Here is a 24,012-nt window from a genome sequence, read left to right on the forward strand (position 1 = left end):
CGCACGGAGAATGTCCGTGCGAGGGCCGTCTCATCGCGAGCAGTCGACTGAGCCGCGTTGTCAGACGCGCCCCGTCCCTTCGGGATCAGAGGTTGCTGAAGTCCGGCCCCTTGGTGCGCGTGCGCTTGATCTCGTAGAAGCCCGGGACCGAGGCGACGAGGAGGGTGCCGTCCCACAGCTTCGCCGCCTCCTCGCCCTTCGGGGCCGGAGTGACGACCGGGCCGAAGAAGGCGATCTGCTCGCCGTCCGCGCCGGGCACGGCGATGACCGGGGTGCCGACGTCCTGGCCGACCTTGTCGATGCCCTCCTTGTGGGAGGCGCGCAGCTCGGCGTCGTACGGGGTGGAGTCCCAGTGGTCGAGGAGGGACTCGGGCAGGCCGACGTCCTTCAGTGCGGCGGCGATGACGTCCTTCTCGATGCCCTGGCCCTGGTTGTGAGCCCGCGTACCGATCGCCGTGTAGAGGTCGCCGAGCACCTCGGGCCCGTGCTCCTGCTGCGCGGCGATGACCACCCGGACAGGCCCCCAGGCCTTCGTCGCGAGCATCTCGCGGTATTCCTCGGGCAATTCGTCGATTTTCGGCTCGTTGAGGACGGCCAGGCTCATCACATGCCAGCGGACCTCGATGTCGCGGACCTTCTCCACTTCCAGGACCCACCGGGAGGTCATCCAGGCCCAGGGGCACAGCGGGTCGAACCAGAAGTCGACAGGGGTCTTCTCGGTCATGGCTCTCCTCATCAGCACGCGTTCGGCATCTGGGCACGGAAACGCTCCCGCCCCTCCCCGCATTCCCGGATGAGAGGATCGGCCCTGTTCCGCCGACCTTCGAAGGAGTGCCCGTGCCCGGTGAGAATCTGTCCCGCGACGAGGCCCGCGAGCGGGCCGCGCTGCTGTCCGTCGACGGGTACGAGGTCGAGCTCGACCTGCGCTCCGCGGTCGGGGGGAGCGAGCAGGAGCCGCGTACGTTCCGCTCGGTCACCACGATCCGGTTCCGCTGCGCCGAGCCGGGCGCGACGAGCTTCGCCGACCTGATCGCGCCGAGCGTCACGGCCGTGTCCCTCAACGGCAGGGACCTCGACCCCGGGGACGTGTTCGACGGCTCCCGGATCACACTGGAGGATCTCGCCGCCGAGAACGAGCTGGTGGTGGACGCGCAGTGCGCCTACTCCCGCACCGGCGAGGGCATGCACCGCTTCGTCGACCCGGAGGACGGCGAGGTCTATCTCTACACGCAGTACGAGCCCGCCGACTCCCGTCGCGTCTTCGCGAACTTCGAACAGCCGGACCTCAAGGCACCTTTCCGCTTCGAGGTGCAGGCCCCGGCCGGATGGACCGTGTGGTCCAACGGCGTCGGTGAGCACAAGGACGGCATCTGGCACTTCGCCGAGACCAAGCCGATCTCCACCTACATCACGGCCGTCGTCGCCGGCCCGTACCACCATGTGACGGACACCTACACGCGTACGTTCGAGGACGGTACGACGCTGGAGATCCCGCTCGGCGCCCTGTGCCGCAAGGGGCTCGCCCGGTACTTCGACGCGGACGACGTCTTCCTCGTCACCAAGCAGGGCCTGGACTTCTTCCACGACCACTTCGACTACCCGTACCCCTTCGGGAAGTACGACCAGGCGTTCGTGCCCGAGTACAACCTCGGCGCGATGGAGAACCCGGGCTGTGTGACCTTCCGCGAGGAGTACATCTTCCGCGGCAAGGTGACACAGGCGGCGTACGAGCGGCGGGCCAACGTCATCCTGCACGAGATGGCGCACATGTGGTTCGGCGATCTCGTCACCATGCAGTGGTGGGACGACCTGTGGCTGAAGGAGTCGTTCGCCGACTTCATGGGGTCCTTCTCGATGGTCGAGGCGACCCGCTTCACGAGCGGCTGGATCACCTTCGCCAACAACCGCAAGGCCTGGGCGTACCGCGCCGACCAGCTGCCCTCCACCCACCCGATCACGGCCGACATCCGTGACCTGGAGGACGCCAAGCTCAACTTCGACGGCATCACCTACGCCAAGGGCGCTTCCGTGCTCAAGCAGCTGGTGGCGTACGCCGGGCGTGACGCCTTCCTGGAGGGCTCCCGGCGCTACTTCAAGCGGCACGCGTACGGCAACACGCAGCTCGGCGATCTGCTGTCGGTCCTGGAGGAGACCTCCGGGCGGGACATGACGGGCTGGTCGCGGGCGTGGCTGCAGACCGCCGGGGTCAACTCCCTGACCCCGCAGGTGCTGCTGGACCCCGAGGGGCGCCTCAGCGAGCTGGCCGTCGTCCAGGAGGCACCCGAGTCGCACCCCGACCTGCGGCCGCACCGGGTGGCGGTGGGCCTCTACCGGCTGACCGCGGAAGGGAATCTGGAGCGGTACGCGCGCGTGGAGACCGATGTCGAAGGGGCGCGGACGGTCGTCGGCGAGCTCGCGGGGGTGGACGCCCCGGACCTCGTGCTGGTCAACGACGACGATCTCACGTACTGCAAGATCCGCTTCGACGAGAACTCGCTCGCCACGCTGCGGGAGCACCTCGGCGACATCACCGACCCCCTTGCGCGGGCGCTGTGCTGGTCCGCGCTGTGGAGCCTGACGCGGGACGCGCTCCTGCCCGCGCGTGAGTTCATCGGGCTCGTGCTGCGGTTCGGGGGCCGGGAGTCCGACATCGGCGTGCTGCAGATGCTGCACGCCTGGACGAAGTCGGCGCACATGCACTACGCGGCGGCCGCGTGGCGCGAGGAGGGTGGCCGGCTGCTCGCCGAAGGAGCACTCCGGGAGCTGCGGCTCGCCGAGCCCGGCAGCCAGCACCAGCTGACCTGGGCGCGGTTCTTCGCCTCCGTCACGTCGAGCGAGGCCGATCTGCAGTTCCTCCGGGATCTGCTGGAGGGGACCGAGAAGCTGGAGGGGCTGGAGGTCGACCAGGAGCTGCGCTGGTCGCTCCTGGAGCCGCTCGCCGTGTACGGGGTCGCCGACGAGGCCGTGCTCGCGGCGGAGCTCGCCCGCGACGACACGGCGTCGGGCAAGCGGCACCAGGTGCGGTGCCTGGCCGCGCGGCCCTCGGCGGCCGTCAAGGCGCAGGCCTGGGCGGCCGTTGTCGAGTCCGACGCGCTGTCGAACGCGCTTGTAGAGGCGACGATCGCAGGGTTCGCGCAGCCGTCGCAACGGGGGCTTCTCGCGCCTTATGCCGCGAAGTACTTCGATGCGATCGAGCGGGTGTGGGAGGAGCGGTCCATTCAGATCGGGATGGATGTGGTGCGGGGCTTGTTCCCGGCGTTGCAGGACTCGCCGGAGACGCTTGGTGCCACGGATGCGTGGCTGGAGGGCCACCTTTCCGCGCCTCCCGCGCTGAGGCGTCTCGTGCTGGAGGCACGGGACGATCTGGCTCGCGCCTTGCGGGGGCAGGCGTGTGACGCCGGTGCCGCAGGTGCCGCCGGCGGGACGCTGTAGCTCGTGCTCGGGGTACGACCCCGGGGCGCCGTTGCTCGGGGGTTGTGCCCACCCTCCCCCAGCTACCGCTGGGAGGTGCCCCCAGCCCAGCGGAACGACTGCCCACAACGGGAGCGGCGCGCCTTGCCGCAACGCGACGGCGCGCCCCCTCTGTGGGTGTTTGCTGCGGCGGTTACCGAACGCAGGCACGGCTGGCCGTAACCCCGAATGGACCAGCGGGTTTCGGGTGTCGAACGTTCGTACTTTAGGGCGAGCTTGTCCGGGTTTTTCGACGGCTGCGTAACAGCGGTTAAAGGGCCGAGAGGCGGTGGGAAGGTCCGGGGGCATGAACCACAACGCCCCGCTCACCCCCCGCCCCTCGCTCCGCCCCGTGCTCTACGACGTCCGGCTGCGCGTGCTGAGCACCGCGCAGCTGCGGGCGCACGGTGTCTCCAGTGCGGAGACGAACGCGCGCTGCCGGCCCGGCGGGCCCTGGCAGCAGCTCCTGCCCGGCGTCCATCTGCTCCACTCCGGGCCACCCACCAGCGAGGAACGGCTGCACGCCGTGCTGCTCTACGCCGGGAACGCGTCCCCCCGCCGCGCAGCGCTCACCGTCCCCGCGCAGCCCGCCCCGGGAGAGCCGCATGGCCCGGGAGAGCAGCGGATCTCCTACGGCGACGCGATGATCACCGGCCTGGCGGCGCTCACGCTGCACCGTCTCCCGTCCGCTCCTCCGCTGCTCTCCCTCAACCGCATCGACGTGCTGGTGCCGCGCACGCGTCGGCTGCGCTCGACGGGTTTCGCCCGGCTGGTCCGCGCGCCCGAGCTGCCCGTACCGGAGCAGGTCACCGGCCTGCCGGTGGCGCCGGTGCCGCGGGCGCTCGCCGACGCGGTCGCGGAGCTGTCGGACGCCGAGGCGGTACGCCGCCTGCTCACCGAGGCGGTACGAGGCGGTCACTGCGACCCGGCAGCCGTCGTACGGGAGTTGGCCGAGGCGCAGCTGCTGAACCGGCCGCACGTCGTGGACGCCGTCGAATCGCTGCTCGCCGAGGGACGGGCCATCGCGGAGGACCGGCTGTACCGGATGGTGCGTGAGCACCGGCTGCCCGACCCGCTGTGGAACGTGGACCTGCGGCTGCCGGGAGGGCCGCACCTGGGTGGCGTGGACGCGTACTGGCCCGACCAGGCGGTGGCCGTCGAGCTGGACACTCGGGCGCCCCGCCAGGACGAGGACGCGCTGTGGTCGGAGTACGCCCTCAAGCGCGAGCACTTGGAGAGGCTCGGCATCACCGTCGTCCACCTCACGCCGAAGAAGCTGCGTGACTCGCTCGAGCAACAGGCGACGGTGGTACGGACGGCGCTCATGGCCTCCGCCGACCGCGAACCGGCGGCGTATGTGGTGGTGCTGCCCCGCTGACGTACCGGATGGAAACCAACCGGAGGGGAGTGAAGGGGCGGATCCCGCAGGACCGGGTCCGTCCCTTCACCGTTGCGCGTCACGCCTTCTTGAGGACCAGCTCCGTGTTGCGGTCGCCTGCCGTGCCGGACAGGGTGTCGCGCCGTCCCGGGGCGTTGAACGACAGTTCCCGGTAGAGGGCGGCGAGGCCTGTCTGGGACAGGTCCGTGAAGTCTGTTCCGTGCGGGGCCGCGGACTCGATCAGTGTGGTGAACAGCGAGATGGTGCCGTCGTTGTTGTCCACCAACTCGATCACTCGGGCCAGCTGCGGGAAGTCGATGTGGGACGCGGTCGAGATCTCCCAGAAGGTGCCGTGCGGGGTGATCTTGTTCTTGTGGCTGTGGCCGTTGACCCAGGCCAGGACACCCCGGTGGCGGCCCAGGAGCGCGAGGACCTCGTCGCCGCCGTGCCGGGCCTCGCCCGCGCGCGCGGGGTCGCGGTTCAGATTGCGCATCGTCTTGCTGGTGTGGTGGCTGAAGACGATGACGTAATCGTCCTTGTGCGCCTTCAGGGTGCGCTCCAGCCACTTGAGCTGGGCCGTGCCGAGCGAACCCTCGTAGTGGCCGCCCGGGTCGGTCGTGTCCAGGCTGATGCCGAGCACGTCGTCGGCGATGCGGAAGGCGTAGTACTGGGTGCCGGAGGCGAGGTTGGCGGCGGTGTAGCCGTGGCCGAACGGGCCGGGGCCGGTGTGGGCGGGGTCGAGGTGCGCCTTGAGGTACTCGGCCGGAGTGAAGGGCGCCCGGGACTCGTCCGGCGTGACCGAACGCATGCGCCGCGCCTCGCTCTTCAGTACCTCCTTGAAGACCGCGCCCTTGGGGTCGCCGCCCTGCTTGACGTTCTTCCACAAGGCCGCGCCCTGCGCCTCGGGCAGCGACATCAGCTTGCGCCCGCCCACGGCGAAGTCGGCGAAGAAGGAGTCGCCGGGCGCGTAGCAGCCGCCCGGCAGCGAGTCGTGGTTGCCGACCGTCGAGTACCAGGGGAGGTTGAGGCCCGGGCTGCGCACCTCGCGGATGGCCGCCTCCAGGAACCCGTCGATGCGCGGGAACCCGAGCTGCTTGTCCGCGTCCCGCAGGGCGTCGTCCGGCTGCCAGTACAGCTTCAGGCCCGAGTCCTGGACACCCTCGTAGCGGCGGGGGTCGCCGGTGTTGGGTGTGATGCGGCCGCCGCTCATGGTCTTCAGGAACCATTCGAGCTCGGAGCGTGCGTTGTTGTCGGTGTTGTCGCCGGTCGTCATGACGAAGTGCAGCGGCGCTCCGGTGGCGGGGGCGCCGCGCAGCGCGTTGACGCGTTCCACGAGGGAGATCGCACCGGCCACGGAGAGGGCCTCCTGCGGCCGCCAGGCGCTGGCGGTCGACGAGCGCAGGTACTCGTAGCGCAGCGGGTGCTGGACGTCGACGATGTGCAGGTCCGTGAACTGCACGAACGCGGCGAGGGCCGTGCGCCGTTCGGTGCGGCCGGACCTGGGGGCGGCCAGATCGGACCGTACGACGCGCTGCCAGGCCGGGCCGTCGCCGAGCCGCCGGTAGCCGGACGCTCCCGAGCGGGGCGCGGCGACCGTGGCGAGGGTGGTGCCCTCCTCGTACGGGGCGAGCGGTGCGGCGGGGGCCTTGCGGGAGGACACGGAGACCGCCGTCGGGAGCGCCGTCGGGGCCGCTGCCGCCTCCGCGCTGGCGGGACGGAGCGCGTAGCCGATGCCTGCGGAGAGGGACACGGCTCCGGTGGCGGCGAGCAGCGTACGGCGGTTGACGGACGTGGCGGCGGCAGCGGCTGTGGCCACTGAGCGTATGCGCGACATGGCGCGGTCTCCCCGAGTGCGAACGCGTCGGCAGTGGGCACGAGGAGTCAGGAGTGCGAACTCCTCGTTTCCCCTGGATCGTTGGCAGTGGGGATGACCTGCGCGTTAACTCGGCGGCAACGGGCAGCACCGATCGCCGGACGTGGATCTTGGACTACCCAGCGTGACACGGAGCCCTCTCCGGCCAGAGAGGAGGCAGTCACTCCGCGTTCACTTTCCGGGGTACTGGAGCGGTTCTAGAGCGCTGAGCCGGTTCCAGGGCGCTGAGCCGGTTCCAGGGCGCTGAGCCGGTTCCAGGGCGCTGAGCCGGTTCCAGGGCGCTGAGCCGGTTCCAGGGCGCTGAGCCGGTTCCAGGGCACTGAGCGGCGCTGAGCCGGTTCGAGGGCGCTGGAGCTACGTGCGGCGCTCCGGCACCGCATGGCCGTCGGCCGGCCGCTCCCGCCACATCCGCAGTCCGATGTCGACGAGCTCGACCCGCTGCAACCGCTCGACCTCCTCCAGCGCGTGCCAGGCGGCCATGTCCGTGGAGCCGTTCTCCTCATGCCGCAGGGCGCCGCCGGTGATCTGCGCCTCGTAGACGATGCGCAGCCCGTGGAAGTCGGCGACCGTGCCGAGCCTGCGCGGATAGCGGCGCAGCACCGAGTGGACGCCGAGCAGCGCCGCCGGCTGAACCGTGTAGCCGGTCTCCTCGTCGACCTCGCGGATCACGGTGTCGTAAGGGTCCTCGCCGTGGTCCATGCCCCCGCCCGGCAGCGTCCAGTGCCTGCTGCCGTCGCCCGCCACCCAGCGGGCGAGCAGCATCTGACCGTCCCTCACGCACACGGCGTAGGCCGCCACCCTCAGTTCCTTCTGCATGCGCAGACGTTAGGCCGCGTCGGCTCACCACACCTACCCGTCGGGCCCCCGGGCCACTGCGTCGCCTACGCGCGTCACACGACCCAAATCCCCCTATCACCCGCCTTACCGCCCATGGCGTATGGCGGAAGTACGCCACGACCCCAATCCGCCACAGGCAAAAACTCCACAAACAGTGGTCTCATACGTAAAGCTGAGCGGCCATCAGGCACCGAATTCCGGACTGACGTACGAGAGTTCCGGACCTTCACCCACAAGGATGCTGATGACCTCCGACTCCCAGCGCGCACCCGTGTCCGGTGCGAGACGCGTGGCCCGCGTCGTCGTGGCCGCGGGCCTGGTGGCCGCGCTCTCCGCGGCCGGGCCGCTACCCATGGCCTTCTCCGCGGACGCGGACCCGACGTCGGCACCTGCCGACGCGCCCGTCAAGTCGGCCGACGACAAGCTTGGTTCGGCCGACGCCGAGCTCCTCGCCGAGGCCAAGGCCGAGGGCGACAAGAACGTCACCTTCATGGTGGCGACGACCCCCGGCAATACCGAGCAGGTCGCCGAGCAGCTCGACACGGTCGACGGCGGCCTGGTCGGCAAGACCATCGACAAGCTCGGCTACGTCCGCGCCACGGTGCCCACCGCCAAGGCGGACAAGGCCATCGCGGCCGCGCAGAAACTTTCCTCCGTCCAGGCGATCGACCTCAAGCAGGAGATCCCGCTGGACGACCCGACCCCGGCCGCCGACAAGGCCAAGGGCGCCGGCACCGCCGCCGAGGGCACCTACGCCGCCCCCGGCAAGAGCACCCCGGCCAAGAACCCGTACAACCCGTCCTTCGAGACGGGCTCGGTCGACTTCGTCCAGGACCACCCGACGTACGACGGCCGCGGCATCACCATCGGCATCCTCGACTCCGGTGTCGACCTGGGCCACCCGGCGCTGCAGAAGACCACCACCGGCGAGCGCAAGATCGTCGACTGGGTGACGGCCACGGACCCGGTCTCCGACGGTGACGGCACCTGGCGCCGTATGACCACCTCGGTGTCCGGTCCGAGCTTCACGATCACCACGGCGAGCCAGGGCACCGAGAAGTTCACCGCCCCCGCCGGCGGCTACAAGTTCAACTACTTCGCCGAGGCCGCCACCACCGGCGGCGACATGGCCGGTGACCTCAACCGCGACGGCGACACCACCGACGTCTGGGGCGTGCTGTACGACGCCGCCGCGGGCACCATGACCGTCGACCTCGACGACGACCTGGACTTCACCGACGAGACGGCGATGAAGCCGTACAAGGACGGCTTCCAGATCGGCTACTTCGGCACGGACGACCCGTCCACCGAGGTCGTCGAGCGCATCCCGTTCGTCGCCGAGATCCGCAAGGACGTCGTCTACAACGCGGCCGGCGACAAGGCCGACTACGTCAACATCGGTGTCATCGAGGGCTCCCACGGCACCCACGTGGCGGGCATCACTGCGGCCAACAGCCTGTTCGGCGGGAAGATGAACGGCCAGGCGCCCGGCGCCAAGCTGGTGTCGTCCCGTGCCTGCACCTGGTCCGGCGGCTGCACCAACATCGCGCTGACCGAGGGCATGGCCGACCTGGTCATCAACCGCGGCGTGGACATCGTCAACATGTCCATCGGCGGTCTGCCGGCGCTCAACGACGGCAACAACGCGCGCGCCCGCCTCTACACGCGCCTCATCGACGACTACGGCGTGCAGCTGGTCATCTCGGCCGGCAACTCCGGCCCGGGTACCAACACGATCGGCGACCCGTCGCTCGCCGACAAGGTGCTCTCCGTCGGTGCCACCGTCTCCAAGGAGACCTGGGCCGCCAACTACGGCTCGGTCGTGGAGAAGAAGTACGCCATGTTCCCCTTCTCCTCGCGCGGCCCGCGTGAGGACGGCGGCTTCGCACCGACCATCTCCGCGCCGGGTGCCGCGATCAACACCATCCAGACCTGGGTGGCGGGCCAGCCGGTCGCCGAGTCGGGCTACAGCCTTCCGGCCGGCTACGGCATGCTGCAGGGCACCTCGATGGCGTCCCCGCAGGCCGCCGGCGCCTCCGCGCTGCTGCTGTCCGCCGCCAAGGCGAAGGGCATCGACCTCACCCCGGCGAAGCTGCGCACGGCGCTGACCAGCACCGCGCACCACATCACCGCTGTGCAGGCGTACGAGGAGGGCGCGGGCCTGGTCAACGTGCCCGGCGCGTGGGAGGCCGTCAAGGACGGAGCCACCGCCCACGAGTACACGGTCAAGGCGCCCGTCGACACCAACATCGATGAGTTCCTCGCGGAGCCCGGCGTCGGCACCGGCGTCTACGACCGCGAGGGCGGTCTGAAGCTGGGTCAGAAGAAGGTCTACGAGGTCACGGTCACCCGCACCTCGGGACCCGACCGGGCGGTCCGCCACGAGCTGGACCTGGCCAACAACTCGGGTGACACCTTCTCGATCGTCGGCCCGGACGAGATCAGCCTCGGTCTGAACAAGCCGGTCACCGTGAAGATCGCCGCGAAGCCTCGCTACTCGGGCGTCCGCAGCGCGATCCTGGAGCTGGACGACCCGAGCACCGAGGGTGTCGACAAGCAGATCCTCAACACGGTCGTCGTGTCCAACGACCTGACGAGCGGCTCGTACACCTTCGCCGCCTCCGGCTCGGTGCAGCGCAACAGCACCAAGTCGTACTTCGTGACGGTGCCCGAAGGCGCCACGTCGCTCGAGGTCGCGATCGGCGGGCTGGTGGGCAAGAGCCAGACCCGGTTCATCGCGATCCACCCGTACGGCGTCCCTGTCGATGTGACCTCCACGCCGAACTGCTACAACAACTACCTCAACGGCAACGGCTGCCGCCCCGACCTGCGCTCGTACGCGAACCCGCAGCCGGGCGTCTGGGAGATCGAGGTCGAGTCGCGCCGCACGTCGCCGCTGCTCGACAACCCGTACAAGCTCGACGTCACCGTGCTCGGCGCGGCCTTCGACCCGGCCGTGCAGACGATCCCGGAGGCCAAGGCCGGCACCCCGGCCGCCGTCTCCTGGAAGGTGACGAACGGCTTCGCGGCGATCGACGGGGCCCTCAAGGGCGGTCCGCTCGGTTCCTCGAAGACCACGCGGCCGACCATCGCGGAGCGCGAGACGCAGACCACCACGGTCGTCGTGCCCGAGGGCGCGGAGCGGCTCGACGTCGCGATCGGCAATGTGTCGGACGCGGCGGCGGACCTCGACCTGGTGGTCTACGACGAGGCCGGCGAGGAGGTCGGTTCGTCCGCCGACGGGGACTCGGAGGAGTCCGTGAGCCTCTCGAAGCCCGCCGCGGGCACGTACACCATCGAGGTCTACGGCTACGGCATCCCGTCCGGCTCGACGGCGTACGACTACCTCGACGTCTTCTTCTCCTCGTCGCTCGGTGAGGTCAAGGTCGACGAGTCGAAGGCGGTGCAGCTCGGCCACGGCGCGTCGACGGACGTCACGGCCGAGGTCGTCGCGAACGCGGCGGCTCCCGAGGGACGCGAGTTCTTCGGCGAGGTGCAGCTGCTGAACGGGCGCGGCACGGTCGCGGGCGTCGGCAGCGTGAAGATCGAGAAGGTCACGCCGTAACGGGGTGACCCCCTCGCAGGGAGGGGCGGGCGCTCTTGCGGGCGCCCGCCCCTTCTGTTTCCCCCTTCCCCCGTGCTCCCGCTCCCCCGCTGCCGGGTCCCCCGCCGGGCCCCCGCGCTCCCGCCGGCTCAGTCGCCGCCGCACTCCATGCCGCGGGCCTTGGGCAGCGCCTTCGTGATCCAGTCCCGCTCGTCGGCGACGTCCTTGCCCACGGACCAGATGTCCGGCGTCGCCTGGCCGAGCGGGATGCCGATCAGCACGTGGTCGCCCTGTTTCAGACGGGGATCCACGTCCACGTCCATCGGGAACGAGATCTGCTCCTTCCCGCTGCTCGGCTTGTAGTAGCGCTCCACGTCCAGGTGGATGAGGTCGAGCCGAGAGCCCGTGACGGGCTCGACGCGCTCCACGGTGCCCTCGACGATCAGACGGGCGCAGGCCACGTACCCCTCGGCGGACTGGCTGTGGCTCCCGGCACCTGCCTTGGCGTCGCCGTTCTCCTCCTGTACCGCGCTCTTGTCGGCAGCAGCGCTGTCGCTCGCCCCGCTCCCGGCCTGCGTCACCAGCCAGCCGGCTCCGACGACCATGGCGGCGGCGGCCGTCGCCGCCACGACGCCGAGCGCCAGGGTGAAGCCGCGCCGGACGCGACCGGGCCGGACCCCCACCGCGCGCTGCACGGGACGCGGCTCCGGACGCCGAGCCAGCGTGTCCCCCGCCGTCCGCAGCTGCTCCCTCAGCAGTGCGAGATCCGTCACAGCGGCGTCGTACTCCGCCATGAAGTCGGTATTCCCCCGGATCTCGTCCGGTACGGGCGCGTCGGTGATCGCCAGCATCAGAGCGTCCTCGTACGACCCGTACGCATTCTCCCCGGCCACGTCACACCACCTCGTCCTCGTGCAGCCGTGCCCGCAGCGCCCGTACGGCCGTGTGCAGCCTGCTCTTGACCGTCCCCTCGGGGATGCCGAGCTGCTCCGCTATGCCCCGTACCGGCAGATCCGCGTAGAAGCGCAGCACCACGACCTGACGCTGGTCGTCCGGCAGCGTGTCCAGGCCCTCGGCCACGGCGAGCGAGAGCACCCGGGTCTCCTCGACCACCGGGTGCTCCTGCCGCAGCGAGGCCAGCCGCTCGCCGAGCCGCTCCTGGCGGCGGCGTGCCCGGTGCCAGTCCATGGCCAGGTTCGACGCGACGACCGCGGCCCACGCGGACACGTCGCGCGGCGCGTCCTGCCCCTTCGCGGCCCGTTCCAACAGCCTGAGCCTGACCTGCTGCACCCCGTCCGGCAGATCCACGTACGGCACTCCCCCCAGTGCCAGCACGGCCCGCACCCGGTCCTCCTGGGCCGCGTCCAGCGGATCCGCGTCACGGACCATTCGGACTTTTCGCCGCAGCAATGCCACCCTCCCCTCCCCGCATTTCCCCTACGACGCCGGAGCGCCCCGAAACGTTCGCGTGACCGTCCCTGTCCGCGAACCGTCCCGCCCCTCGGACAATGGATTGGAAAAGCGGCCGGGGGCATACGCATCATGGAGCCGCACCCGCAGCTCAGCCACACACATGCACGAAGGAGTCCTCGTGAGGGTCGGAATCGTCGGAGCCACCGGTCAGGTCGGCACAGTCATGCTCAGGATCCTCGACGAGCGGGCCGGAAAGAACGGACACAGCCCCGTCGACGAGCTGCGCCTGTTCGCCTCGGCCCGGTCGGCCGGTTCGACGATCGACTGGAAGGGCACCCCGGTGACGGTGGAGGACGCCTCCACCGCCGACTACACGGGCCTGGACATCGTGCTCTTCTCCGCGGGCGGCGCGACCTCGAAGGCGCTGGCCGAGAAGGTCGCCTCGCAGGGCGCGGTCGTGATCGACAACTCGTCGGCCTGGCGCAAGGACCCCGAGGTCCCGCTGGTGGTCTCCGAGGTGAACCCCGAGGCGATCGCGAACCGCCCCAAGGGCATCATCGCCAACCCGAACTGCACGACGATGGCCGCGATGCCGGTCCTGCGTCCGCTGCACCAGGAGGCGGGCCTCGAGGCGCTCGTCGTCGCCACCTATCAGGCCGTCTCCGGCTCGGGCCTCGCGGGCGTCGCCGAGCTGCACGGCCAGGCGCAGAAGGTCATCGCCGACGCGGACAAGCTCACGCACGACGGCGAGGCCGTGGACTTCCCGGAGCCGGGCGTCTACAAGCGCCCCATCGCCTTCAACGTGCTCCCCCTCGCGGGCTCGATCGTCGACGACGGCCTGAACGAGACCGACGAGGAGCAGAAGCTCCGCAACGAGTCCCGCAAGATCCTGGAGATCCCGGAGCTCAAGGTCTCCGGCACCTGCGTGCGCGTCCCGGTCTTCTCGGGCCACTCCCTGCAGGTCAACGCCCGTTTCGCCCGCCCGATCAGCGTCGAGCGCGCCACGGAGCTGCTGGCCGACGCCCCCGGCGTCGAGCTCTCGGAGATCCCGACCCCGCTGCAGGCCGCGGGCAAGGACCCGTCGTACGTGGGCCGCATCCGCGTCGACGAGACCGTCGAGAACGGCCTAGCGCTGTTCGTCTCCAACGACAACCTCCGCAAGGGCGCGGCGCTGAACGCGGTGCAGATCGCGGAGCTGGTGGCGGCGGAGCTGGGCCGCTAGTCGTACGCGGTGAGGGGGGCGGCCACCGACCGGTGGCCGTTCCCCTCACTCATCGTCCCCACAGATCCGGGCGGTGGTCTCGGCGCGCATCCGCGCCCGCGCCAGCTCGGCCTCGGGAGAGTTCAGCCACGGATGGCGCTCCATGGCCTCTGCACGCACCTCGCGCCATGAACGTCCTGTCATTCGGCGTCCGGTCCGTGCGCGACGGCCGACTCCCGAGAGCTCGGCGTCGTCCGCGCTGCCGTCCCACCCGGCGAAGGCCTCCGCCTGCTGCCTTGCGGCCTCGTCTTCGCCCATCACGGCAGCTTCGGCGGGTAGAGCTTGAACTGCGAGGTGTCGACCGCGAACGAGAACGGTTCCGGCAGCTCGATGGCAGCACCGAACTGGTACGGGTCGACCCTGCGGTAGGTCATCTTCTCCGGCTGGGAGTGCAGCTCGATGAGGCCTTCGTTGGGGTCGATGAGCAGGTAGAGCGGGATCCCGCTCATCGCGTACCACATGCGCTTCTTGATGTAGTCGCTGTCCCTGTCCGAGGAGACGACCTCGATGACCAGATCGACCCGGTACGCGGGGAACGGGTTGGGGTTGTCCTGGATCGCCTCGGAAGTGGTGACGGTGAGATCCGCCTTGGGCTCGAAGCTGGAGATCTCGGAGATCAGGGCCTGCTCGGGGAGGGCCTCCCAGCCCGCCGCGTCGAACTGCGTGGCCAGCTTGGTCACGATGCGGTTGTGGAACGGTGCCGCCGATGCCTGCATCACGATCTTTCCGTCGATGAGCTCGATCTTCAGCTGATCGAGCTCGGGGAGCGTCTCCAGAAAGCGCAGCAGTTCGTGCCCGTCCTTGCTCCGCATGACGTCCTCGACAGTTTCGTGGTGCATCAGGGTCATCGCGGCGCCTCCTTTCCCGCTCAGCGTAGGAACGGCGGCGGCCGACAAATCCAAGGTAGCTGTCTTTCGCCACGATCGGGTGAACCCGCCCCGGCGTGCAAGGATGAACGGAAAACGGTGGAAGTGAAGACGCACCGAGGACCCGAGGAGATGACCGCGTGCCTGGCACGAATCTGACCCGTGAAGAGGCGCAGCAGCGGGCGAAGCTGCTCACCGTGGACTCGTACGAGATCGATCTCGACCTCTCCGGCGCGCAGGAGGGCGGCACCTACCGGTCCGTGACCACGGTGCGGTTCGACGCGGCCGATGCCGGGGCCGAGACCTTCATCGACCTGGTGGCGCCGACGGTCCACGAGGTCGTGCTCAACGGTGACGCGCTGGACGCGGCGGAGGTCTTCGCCGACTCGCGCATCAAGCTCGCGGGCCTGCTGCAGGGGCCGAACGAGCTGCGGGTCGTCGCGGACTGCGCGTACACGAACACCGGTGAGGGCCTGCACCGTTTCGTCGACCCGGTCGACAACCAGGCCTACCTCTACACCCAGTTCGAGGTGCCGGACGCCCGCCGCGTCTTCGCGAGCTTCGAGCAGCCGGACCTGAAGGCCACCTTCCAGTTCACCGTGAAGGCGCCGAGCGGCTGGACGGTGATCTCCAACTCGCCGACGCCCGAGCCGAAGGACGACGTCTGGGCCTTCGAGCCGACGCCGCGGATCTCGACGTACATCACGGCGCTGATCGTCGGCCCGTACCACTCGGTCCACAGCGTGTACGAGAAGGACGGGCAGAGCGTGCCGCTGGGCATCTACTGCCGGCCCTCGCTCGCGCAGTTCCTCGACTCGGACGCGATCTTCGAGGTGACGCGCCAGGGCTTCGAGTGGTTCCAGGAGAAGTTCGACTACGCGTACCCGTTCAAGAAGTACGACCAGCTCTTCGTGCCGGAGTTCAACGCGGGCGCGATGGAGAACGCGGGCGCGGTGACCATCCGCGACCAGTACGTGTTCCGCTCGAAGGTGACGGACGCGGCGTACGAGCGGCGCGCCGAGACCATCCTGCACGAGCTGGCCCACATGTGGTTCGGCGACCTCGTGACGATGGAGTGGTGGAACGACCTGTGGCTGAACGAGTCGTTCGCCACCTACACCTCGGTGGCCTGCCAGGCGTACGCGCCCGAGTCCCGCTGGCCGCACTCCTGGACGACCTTCGCCAACTCGGAGAAGACCTGGGCGTACCGCCAGGACCAGCTGCCGTCCACGCACCCGATCATGGCCGAGATCCGCGACCTGGACGACGTCCTGGTCAACTTCGACGGCATCACGTACGCGAAGGGCGCCTCGGTCCTGAAGCAGCTCGTCGCCTACGTCGGCATGGACGAGTTCTTCAGCGGCGTGCAGGCGTACTTCAAGCAGCACGCGTACGGGAACACGCGGCTGAGCGACCTGCTGGGCGCGCTGGAGGAGACCTCCGGGCGTGACCTGAAGACGTGGTCGAAGAAGTGGCTGGAAACGGCCGGCATCAACATCCTGCGGCCGGAGATCGAGACCGACGAGAACGGCGTGATCACGTCCTTCGCGATCCGCCAGGAGGCCCCGGCGCTCCCGGCGGGTGCGAAGGGCGAGCCGACGCTGCGTCCGCACCGCATCGCGATCGGCCTGTACGACCTCGACGAGAACGGCAAGTTGGTGCGCGGCGACCGCATCGAGCTGGACGTCGACGGCGAGCTGACCGCCGTACCGCAGCTGGTGGGCAAGCGCCGCCCGGCGGTCGCGCTGCTCAACGACGACGACCTCTCGTACGCGAAGGTCCGGCTCGACGAGGAGTCGCTGAAGACCGTCACCGAGCGCCTCGGCGACTTCGAGGCCTCGCTGCCGCGCGCCCTGTGCTGGGCCTCCGCCTGGGACATGACGCGCGACGCCGAACTGCCGACCCGCGAGTACCTGTCGCTGGTGCTGTCCGGCATCGGCAAGGAGTCGGACATCGGCGTGGTCCAGTCGCTGCACCGCCAGGTGAAGCTGGCGATCGACCTGTACGCGGACCCGGCCTGGCGCGAGACGGGTCTGGCGCAGTGGACCGAGGCGGCGCTGGAGCACCTGCGGGCGGCCGCGCCCGGCAGCGACCACCAGCTGGCGTGGGCCCGCGCCTTCGCCGCGACGTCCCGCACGGACGAGCAGCTCGACCTGCTCGCCGCCTTGCTCGACGGCACGGAGACGATCGAGGGTCTGGTCGTCGACACGGAGCTGCGCTGGGCGTTCGTGGAGCGGCTCGCGGCCACGGGCCGGTTCGGCGAGGAGGAGATCGCGGCCGAGTACGAGCGGGACAAGACCGCCGCGGGCGAGCGCCACGCCGCCACCGCACGGGCCGCCCGCCCGACCGCCGAGGCCAAGGCGGAGGCCTGGGCGTCGGTCGTCGAGTCCGACAAGCTCCCGAACGCCGTGCAGGAGGCCGTGATCGCCGGTTTCGTGCAGACGGACCAGCGGGAGCTGCTGGCCCCCTACACGGAGAAGTACTTCGCCGCGGTCAAGGACGTCTGGGAGTCCCGCTCGTACGAGATGGCCCAGCAGATCGCGATCGGCCTGTACCCGGCGCTGCAGGTGGACCAGTCCACGCTGGACGCGACGGACACCTGGCTGACGTCCGCCGAGCCGAACGCGGCCCTGCGCCGCCTGGTCTCGGAGTCCCGCGCGGGCATCGAGAGGGCGTTGAAGGCGCAGGCTGCGGACGCGGCGGCGTAGTTCCTCGTACGTGTGTGAGTGGGGTGCCCCTCGGCCCGAGGGGCACCCCACTCGTCATCAGGAGCGGATCCGTCGGGCGTCCTGCTCCACTCTCTGCTCCGCGGATGTGATTCGCAGGACGCCCCGAGCAGTCGAGGCACGCGGGCCCACTTGGCCGACGAGCGTCGCGCCGAACGCGATCGCCATGCCCACCAGCTGCACCGGCGTGAGCGCCTCACCGAGGGCGGCCCAGCCGATGATCGCGGCGGTCAGCGGCGAGAGCGGGCCGAGGAAGGTGACCTGTGTGGCGGTCAGGCGGCCGATGCCTCGGAACCAGAGCCAGTACGCGATCGCGGTGTTGGCGAGCGCCAGATAGACGTAGCCGGCGATGTTGCGGCCGTCGAGCGCGGGCGGCGCGCCCTCGACGAGAAACGCCACCGGTGCGATGAGCAGGCCGCCCGCGGTGAGCTGCCAGCCGGTGAGTGCGAGGGGGCCGACGCCCTCGGGGCGCCCCCATCGCTTGGTGAGTACGGTTCCGGTCGCCATCGACGCGGTCGAGGCCAGGGCGGCCAGTACGCCGATGAGGTCCAGCGACGACGCGGCTTTGAGGACGACCAGGCTGACGCCGAAGGCCGCCGCGATGCCGGTGAGCAGGGTGCGCGGGGTCGGCCGCTCGGCCAGCAGCAGTGCGGCCAGACCCGCGACGAACAGCGGGCCCACCGAACCGACCACCGCGGCCATCCCGCCGGGCAGCCGGTACGCGGAGAGGAAGAGCAGCGGAAAGAACGCGCCGATGTTGAGCGCGCCGAGCGTCGCCGCCTTCCACCACCAGGCACCGGTCGGCAGGACCCGTGTGAGCGCGAGCAGGGCGACTCCGGCGGGCAGGGCGCGCAGCAGGCCCGTGAACAGCGGACGGTCCGCCGGCAGGAACTCCGTCGTGACGGCGTAGGTCGATCCCCAGGAGACGGGGGCGAGGGCAGTGAAGAGGACGGTGGTGGCGCGCTTCATCCCGACGGTTCCCTCCGGCGCGTGGTTCGACTCCCGACACCAGATAGCTTAGCGCTAAGCTACTTTTTGGCAAGTAGATTGACAGAGAGATACTTGCTGCCGAGTTACTTTCTTGCCGTCGAGCCGAACCGGCGCCGATACTTTCCCCATGAAGGCCACCCCGCAGGACAAGGCGACCGAGCAGGTCAAGGACGCCGTCGACGCGATCATCGAGCAGTGGGCCGCCGTCAGGCCCGATCTCGACACCACCGCGATGGAGGTCTTCGGCCGCGTGTACCGGCTCGCGCGGACGATGGGCGACCGCATCGAGAAGGTGTACGCCCGCTTCGGCATCTCGCGCGGCGAGTTCGACGTGGTCGCGACGCTGCGTCGCGCCGGCAAACCGTACACGCTGTCGCCGCGCCAGCTCTCGGCGACGCTGATGCTGACCACCGGCGGCATGACCGGCCGCCTCGACAAGCTGGAGCGGGCCGGGCTGCTGCGCCGCTCCCCCGACCCGCACGACCGGCGTGCGCTCCAGGTCACGCTCACCGAGAAGGGATTGTCGGTGGTCGAGGAGGCGGTCGTCGCGGGCCTTCAGGTGCAGACCGAGGCGCTGTCGGCGCTCGACGAACAGCAGGCCGGCCAATTGGCCGACCTGCTGCGGAAGTTGCTCGCGGGCGCGAGCGGCGACTGACGCCTACGTACGACGTTCAGTCGCCCGCCGTCGTGGGCTGTTCCCCCACCGCGGAACGCCTGCCCACAGCTGTGGCGACCGCGTCCTCGATCGTCGTCGCGTCAGCCGACTCCGACGCCCACGCCACGTACCCGTCCGGCCGCACCAGCAGCGTCGTGCGGCGGTCGCTCGCCCAACGGGTCACCGTGAGGCGGTCCTTGCGGTCGCCGCCGTCGATGGCGGTGGCGTCGGCCGCGGTGATCAGGACGAACTTCCCGCCCCGCAGGGTCTCGTAGAGGCGGCCACGCTCCAGGGCCATGTCCGGGACGCGCTTGCCGGTGAGCGGGTGGGCGCCGCGCGGCGCCGGGTAGGCGTAGCCGATGCCGGTGATCTGGCCGACCATCTTGGTGCGGGCGGGGCGCGCGATGCCGAGGAACGCGGTGAGCGCGGCCCGGGCCGCCAGCGTCCACGGGTACTTCGCCATCGCGAGCCGCACGATTCCGCCGCTGGACCGCAGCACGGCCTTGCCGACCGGGTGCCGCTCGGTCTGGTAGGTGTTCAGCAGGCCTTCCGGAGCGTGGCAGTTCAGCACCGCGGCGAGCTTCCACCCGAGGTTCGCGGCGTCCTGCAGCCCGGTGTTCATGCCCTGGCCGCCGGCCGGGGTGTGCACATGCGCGGCGTCCCCGGCGAGGAAGACGCGGCCCACCCGGTACTGGGGCGCCTGCCGCTCATCGCTGTGGAAGCGGGACATCCAGCGGGCGTCGTGCATCCCGAAGTCGCGGCCCAGGGCCAGGCGGGTGATCTCCTTGATCTCCTCGAGGTCGACGGGCTCGCTGTCGGGGACGTCGCGGCCGCGGTTCCACCCGATGACGCGGTAGTAGCCGTCGCCGAAGGGGGCGATGAAGGCGAAGGCGTCCCCCACGGCGTTGACGGTCAGCAGGGTCTGCGGCTTCTCGGCGAGCAGCACGTCCGCCAGGACGACCGAGCGGATCACCGACTTGCCCGGGAAGGGCTGGCCGATCGCTTTGCGGACCGCACTGCGCAGACCGTCGGTGCCGACGACGTACGCGGCCCGCCGCGTGGACTGCTTGCCGTCCGGGCCCCCCACCTCGACGGTCACTCCGTCGGCGTCCTGCGTCAGACCCGTCACCTCGGTGTCGTACGCGAACCGCACGCCCGCCTCGACCGCGCGCCGCTCCAAGGCCGCCTCGACCTCGTACTGCGGCAGCACGAGGAGGTGGTTGAAACGGGACGGGAGGGTGGTGAGGTCGATGGTGAGGCGGGTGAAGAGGCGGAGCTGGTCGAGGCGCTGCCCCTTGGCCTCCAGTTCGTCCGCCAGGCCGCGCGCGTCGAGCTGTTCGAGCGTACGGGCGTGCAGGACGAAGGCACGGGACAGGTTGCTGATGCCGTGCGGCCGCTTCTCCAGCAGCGTGACGGGGACACCCGCCTCGGCGAGATCGCCGGCCAGCAGCAGACCCGTGGGGCCGGCGCCGACGACGATGACCCGGCGGTCGTCGTCGCGGTCGTGGTCGTTGCGCTGAGTCGATCCGGTCTTGCCGTTCATGGCGGCCTCCCTGATGCCAACACCTGTTGGTCAACGCTTGTTGGCTAACGTACGACTCCGGCTATGGACTGTCAACAGTCGTTGGCCTACGGTTGTTGGCATGCCCGAAAGCGTCCCCCCACCCGCACCCTCCGGCACAGGCCCGTCCGGGCGCCCGCGCCGCTCCGACGCCACCCGTACCGCCATCCTGACGGCTGCCCGCGAGCGCTTCGCCGCCGAGGGATACGAACGCGCCACCATCCGCGCCATCGCCAAGGACGCGCGGATCGACCCGTCGATGGTGATGCGCTACTACGGAAGCAAGGAGGGGCTCTTCGCGGCCTGCACGTTCGACCTGCACCTTCCGAGCCTGGAAGGGACGCCCACGGAGGACGTGGGCCGGACGCTCGTGAGCCACTTCCTCCACATGTGGGAGGAGAACGAGGTGCTCACGGCGCTGCTGCGGGTGGGCGTCACCAACGCGGCGGCCGCCGAGCGCATGCAGGAGATCTTCAAGGAGCAGCTGCTGCCGGTCGTACGGCAGGCCTCCCCCGATGCGGGAGCTCCGGCCCGCGCCGCGCTGGTGGCGTCACAGATCCTGGGCATGGCCCTGACCCGTTACGTGCTGCGCTTTCCGGGCACCGTCGCGCTGAGCCGCGAGGAGATCGTGGACTGGCTGGCACCGACGGTGCAGCGCTACCTGACGGCGGACAAGCCGTAAGGCGGCAGGACGGAACGGGGGAGGGCGTGCGGACACGTCGAGGGCGCCCCTCCGCACGGTGTACGCGGAGGGGCGCCCTCGACGAACGCGGTCGGGCGGGCCGGAGGCCCTGGGGTCAGCCCTGCTTCTGCTGCTTGCGGGACTTGTCGCCCACCATCACAAGACCGGCGATCGCCAGGAAGATGACGATAGGCAGCACGACGTAGAGGCCCAGCGTCTCGATCACGCTCAGGCCGGGGCCCGGGTCGTCGCCGTCGTCACGGACCAGCGCGGAGGCGGGGGACGACATCAGGAGCATCATGAGCGTCGTACCGGCGGCCAGGGCGCCGGCGCGCAGGGCGTTCTTCTTGTCCACGGTGCCAACGTAGCGAACCGCCGAACGGGCCGCGCGCCCGGGGTGCCGTACGAGCCCGCTCGGCGCGCTCTCAGGACCTGAGCACGTCGATCCTCAGACCCTGAGCACGTCGATCAGCGCATACAGCCGGGGCGACGCCGCGAGCTGCTCGAGGGTGACCGGGCGGCCCTCGGCGTCCGCGATGGGCAGCCGCCAGTTCGGGTACTGGTCCCAGGTGCCCGGCAGGTTCTGCGGGCGCCGGTCGCCGACCGCGTCCGGCAGCCACAGGCCGATCATGCGGGCCGGGGTGCGCAGCAGGAAACGGTGGACGGCGCGGATCTGCTCCTCCTCGTCGACCGGGCCGTCGGGCAGCAGCCCGAGCCGCGCCAGCAGCGCGAGCCACTCGCCGACGTCGGTGGCGGCCTCGGCGCGCTCCTCCTCGACCGGGCGGGTCAACAGACCCAGTTCGGCGCGGAGCTCGACGTGGTCGCCGGTGAGCCGGGACGCGGTCGACGGCAGGTCGTGGGTGGTGGCGGTGGCCAGGCAGTCGGCGCGCCACTCCTCCGGTGGCAGCGGCAGCCCCGTACCGTCCCAGTCCCGCTCGAACCAGAGCACCGAGGTGCCGAGGATGCCGCGCTCGTGCAAGGTCTCGCGCACGCCGGGCTCGACGGTGCCGAGGTCCTCTCCGATGACGAGGGCGCCGGCACGATCGGCCTCCAGCGCCAGGACGGCGAGCATCGCCTCCGCGTCGTAGCGGACGTACGTCCCTTCCGTGGGGGGTTGACCCTGAGGGATCCACCAGAGCCGGAAGAGGCCCATGACGTGGTCGATGCGGAGGGCGCCAGCATGCCGGAAGAGGGCGCGCAGCAGGTCGCGGTACGGGGCGTAGCCCGAGGCGGCGAGCCGGTCCGGGCGCCAGGGGGGCAGACCCCAGTCCTGGCCGCGCGCGTTGAACGCGTCCGGGGGCGCACCCACCGTCATGCCAGCCGCGAGGTGGTCCTGCAGCGCCCAGGCGTCCGCGCCGCCGGGGTGGACGCCCACGGCGAGGTCGTGGACCAGCCCGATCGGCATGCCCGCGTCATGCGCCGTGCGCTGGGCGGTGGCGAGCTGGGCGTCGGTGAGCCAGGCCAGGAGGGTGTGGAAGTCGACGCGGTCCCGCAGCTCCTCGCGGGCGCGTGCGGTCTCCGCCGAGCGCGGGTCCTTCAGACCCTCGGGCCAGGTGTGCCAGTCCGGGCCGTGCACCTCGGCCAGCGCGTACCAGGTGGCGTGGTCCTCCAGCGCCTGCCCTTCGGCGGCGAGGAAGTCCTGGTAGGCGGCCCGCCGGCCCGGGCCAAGCGGCACGTTCCCGACCAGCTCCAGCGCTTCCCGCTTGAGCGCCCACACCGCGTCGCGGTCGATCAGGGCGCCCTTGTCCAGGACGGACGCGCGCAGGGCGGCGGCCCGCTCCAGCACCCCTCGGGCCTTCTCGCTGTCGGGTCCCGCGAGATACGCGTACTCGGGGATGTCCTCGACGCGCAGATGGACCGGGTCCGGGAACCGCCGGGACGAGGGCCGGTACGGCGAGGGGTCGGTCGGGGCACCGGGTACGGCCGCGTGCAGCGGGTTGACCTGGACGAACCCCGCACCGAGCGAGCGGCCGGCCCAGGCGGCGAGCTCGGTGAGGTCGCCGAGGTCGCCCATGCCCCACGAGCGCTCCGAGAGCAGCGAGTACAGCTGGACGAGCAGCCCGTACGTCCGGCCCGACGGACCCGGCACGTGCTCCGGTGCGACGACCAGATGCGCCCGGGCGGTGCGGCCGTCGGGAGCGGTGGCGTGCAGCGCGTGGACACCGGGCGGCAGGCCCAGGGCGGATGCCCGGGTCTCGCCCTGCTCCGTCTCGATCCGCAGGCTCGTGCCCGGCGGCAGGTCCGCCAGGGCGGCGGGCTCGCGTCCCGGCCGGGCCACCACCGTCGGCGGAAGCAGCCGCTCCCGTATCTCGGCCTCCCGGGCCTCGAGCGCGTGCCCGATGGCCTCGGGCGTGCTCGCGTCGACGCCCAGCGCCGCCAGCGTGGCGACGACCGCGGAGTCCGGCGCCTGGACCGTCCGGCCGGGCGACGGGGAGTACGAGGTGGCGACGCCGTGCAGCGCGGCGAGCCGGGCAAGGGGCATCTACGCTCCCATGGGGTCCTGGGACGCGGCCGCGCCGGTGGGGGTGGGTTCGCTGGTGAGCGGGGCGACGTCGGCGAGTGGCGGCTCGCTGGTCAGCGGTGCGGCAGCCGCGAGGGGCGGTTCGCTGGTGAGGGGCGCCTCCGCGCAGGCGCCTTCGGCGGTGAAGCACATGCATTCGTCCGGCGCGCCGGCCGGGGCGGGGATGACCTCTGACAGGTCCATGGGTTTGGAGAGGGCGGAGAGCAGAAGGTTCGCCGATGCGGCCACAAGGGCCTCCTTGTCGTGGGCCGGGCA

Annotated in this window: 19 protein-coding genes; 7 read left to right on the forward strand and 12 right to left on the reverse strand. The window is 70.7% G+C overall.

What is annotated here, in order from left to right; translation table 11 throughout:
- Window positions 1-85 precede the first annotated feature (85 nt).
- Entirely contained in the window at window positions 86-724 is a 639-nt protein-coding gene (locus tag ACSMXV_RS15840; RefSeq protein ID WP_473178240.1) for a mycothiol-dependent nitroreductase Rv2466c family protein, read from the reverse strand.
- Window positions 725-837: 113 nt separating this feature from the next.
- On the opposite strand from ACSMXV_RS15840, the gene pepN (ACSMXV_RS15845) reads away from it, so the two are divergent.
- Window positions 838-3,432 (forward strand): aminopeptidase N, encoded by a 2,595-nt coding sequence (gene pepN / locus ACSMXV_RS15845; RefSeq protein ID WP_473178241.1) that lies wholly within the window; start codon window positions 838-840, stop codon window positions 3,430-3,432.
- 325 nt (window positions 3,433-3,757) lie between these two features.
- Window positions 3,758-4,828, forward strand: a complete 1,071-nt coding sequence (locus tag ACSMXV_RS15850) for a hypothetical protein (RefSeq protein ID WP_473178242.1) — start codon at window positions 3,758-3,760, stop codon at window positions 4,826-4,828.
- A 79-nt stretch (window positions 4,829-4,907) separates the two neighbouring features.
- On the opposite strand, the gene ACSMXV_RS15855 is transcribed toward ACSMXV_RS15850, so the two are convergent.
- Both ACSMXV_RS15855 and ACSMXV_RS15860 read right to left on the reverse strand, forming a co-directional pair.
- Complete coding sequence (locus ACSMXV_RS15855; RefSeq protein WP_473178243.1) at window positions 4,908-6,662, reverse strand: TIGR03767 family metallophosphoesterase; 1,755 nt, start codon at window positions 6,660-6,662, stop codon at window positions 4,908-4,910.
- 393 nt (window positions 6,663-7,055) lie between these two features.
- Window positions 7,056-7,517, reverse strand: a complete 462-nt coding sequence (locus tag ACSMXV_RS15860; protein ID WP_473178244.1) for an NUDIX hydrolase — start codon at window positions 7,515-7,517, stop codon at window positions 7,056-7,058.
- 265 nt (window positions 7,518-7,782) lie between these two features.
- Between ACSMXV_RS15860 and ACSMXV_RS15865 the strand changes: the two genes are divergently transcribed.
- Complete coding sequence (locus ACSMXV_RS15865) at window positions 7,783-11,103, forward strand: S8 family serine peptidase (protein ID WP_473178245.1); 3,321 nt, start codon at window positions 7,783-7,785, stop codon at window positions 11,101-11,103.
- 128 nt (window positions 11,104-11,231) lie between these two features.
- Here the strand turns inward: ACSMXV_RS15865 and ACSMXV_RS15870 are convergent, their stop codons facing one another.
- Together ACSMXV_RS15870 and ACSMXV_RS15875 are read right to left on the reverse strand one after the other, a co-directional pair.
- The gene (locus ACSMXV_RS15870; RefSeq protein ID WP_473178246.1) at window positions 11,232-11,975 is read right to left on the reverse strand and encodes a hypothetical protein; all 744 of its coding nucleotides are present in this window, start codon (window positions 11,973-11,975) and stop codon (window positions 11,232-11,234) included.
- Window position 11,976: 1 nt separating this feature from the next.
- Window positions 11,977-12,471 (reverse strand): RNA polymerase sigma factor, encoded by a 495-nt coding sequence (locus ACSMXV_RS15875; RefSeq protein WP_473178247.1) that lies wholly within the window; start codon window positions 12,469-12,471, stop codon window positions 11,977-11,979.
- Between the two features lie 202 nt (window positions 12,472-12,673).
- On the opposite strand from ACSMXV_RS15875, the gene ACSMXV_RS15880 reads away from it, so the two are divergent.
- A complete protein-coding gene (locus tag ACSMXV_RS15880; RefSeq protein WP_473178248.1) occupies window positions 12,674-13,717 on the forward strand; it encodes an aspartate-semialdehyde dehydrogenase in 1,044 nt (347 codons plus the stop codon).
- Window positions 13,718-13,762: 45 nt separating this feature from the next.
- Here the strand turns inward: ACSMXV_RS15880 and ACSMXV_RS15885 are convergent, their stop codons facing one another.
- Window positions 13,763-14,014 (reverse strand): hypothetical protein, encoded by a 252-nt coding sequence (locus ACSMXV_RS15885; protein ID WP_473178249.1) that lies wholly within the window; start codon window positions 14,012-14,014, stop codon window positions 13,763-13,765.
- Window positions 14,014-14,604, reverse strand: a complete 591-nt coding sequence (locus tag ACSMXV_RS15890; RefSeq protein ID WP_473178250.1) for a Uma2 family endonuclease — start codon at window positions 14,602-14,604, stop codon at window positions 14,014-14,016. Before ACSMXV_RS15890 ends, ACSMXV_RS15885 begins: the two co-directional genes overlap by 1 nt.
- 158 nt (window positions 14,605-14,762) lie before the next feature.
- Between ACSMXV_RS15890 and pepN (ACSMXV_RS15895) the strand changes: the two genes are divergently transcribed.
- The gene (gene pepN, locus ACSMXV_RS15895; protein ID WP_473178251.1) at window positions 14,763-17,330 is read left to right on the forward strand and encodes an aminopeptidase N; all 2,568 of its coding nucleotides are present in this window, start codon (window positions 14,763-14,765) and stop codon (window positions 17,328-17,330) included.
- A 57-nt stretch (window positions 17,331-17,387) separates the two neighbouring features.
- On the opposite strand, the gene ACSMXV_RS15900 is transcribed toward pepN (ACSMXV_RS15895), so the two are convergent.
- Window positions 17,388-18,317 carry an EamA family transporter gene (locus tag ACSMXV_RS15900; protein WP_473178252.1) on the reverse strand — a complete coding sequence of 310 codons (930 nt, stop codon included), beginning with the start codon at window positions 18,315-18,317 and terminating at the stop codon, window positions 17,388-17,390.
- A gap of 148 nt (window positions 18,318-18,465) precedes the next feature.
- Between ACSMXV_RS15900 and ACSMXV_RS15905 the strand changes: the two genes are divergently transcribed.
- Window positions 18,466-18,993, forward strand: coding sequence for a MarR family winged helix-turn-helix transcriptional regulator (locus ACSMXV_RS15905; RefSeq protein ID WP_473178253.1), 528 nt, complete (start codon window positions 18,466-18,468; stop codon window positions 18,991-18,993).
- Between the two features lie 16 nt (window positions 18,994-19,009).
- On the opposite strand, the gene ACSMXV_RS15910 is transcribed toward ACSMXV_RS15905, so the two are convergent.
- On the reverse strand, window positions 19,010-20,536 hold the full coding sequence (locus tag ACSMXV_RS15910; RefSeq protein ID WP_473178254.1) for an FAD-dependent monooxygenase: 1,527 nt from the start codon (window positions 20,534-20,536) through the stop codon (window positions 19,010-19,012).
- A 100-nt stretch (window positions 20,537-20,636) separates the two neighbouring features.
- Here ACSMXV_RS15910 and ACSMXV_RS15915 point away from each other — a divergent pair, with 100 nt between their 5' ends.
- The gene (locus ACSMXV_RS15915) at window positions 20,637-21,236 is read left to right on the forward strand and encodes a TetR/AcrR family transcriptional regulator (RefSeq protein ID WP_473178255.1); all 600 of its coding nucleotides are present in this window, start codon (window positions 20,637-20,639) and stop codon (window positions 21,234-21,236) included.
- A gap of 115 nt (window positions 21,237-21,351) precedes the next feature.
- Here the strand turns inward: ACSMXV_RS15915 and ACSMXV_RS15920 are convergent, their stop codons facing one another.
- The 3 genes from ACSMXV_RS15920 to ACSMXV_RS15930 form a co-directional block, all read right to left on the reverse strand.
- Window positions 21,352-21,591 carry a hypothetical protein gene (locus tag ACSMXV_RS15920; RefSeq protein WP_473178256.1) on the reverse strand — a complete coding sequence of 80 codons (240 nt, stop codon included), beginning with the start codon at window positions 21,589-21,591 and terminating at the stop codon, window positions 21,352-21,354.
- A 93-nt stretch (window positions 21,592-21,684) separates the two neighbouring features.
- A complete protein-coding gene (malQ, locus tag ACSMXV_RS15925; protein ID WP_473178257.1) occupies window positions 21,685-23,718 on the reverse strand; it encodes a 4-alpha-glucanotransferase in 2,034 nt (677 codons plus the stop codon).
- Window positions 23,719-23,985, reverse strand: coding sequence for a hypothetical protein (locus tag ACSMXV_RS15930; protein WP_473178258.1), 267 nt, complete (start codon window positions 23,983-23,985; stop codon window positions 23,719-23,721).
- Between the last annotated feature and the right edge of the window lie 27 nt (window positions 23,986-24,012).

Source organism: Streptomyces sp. DSM 42067, assembly GCF_055792885.1.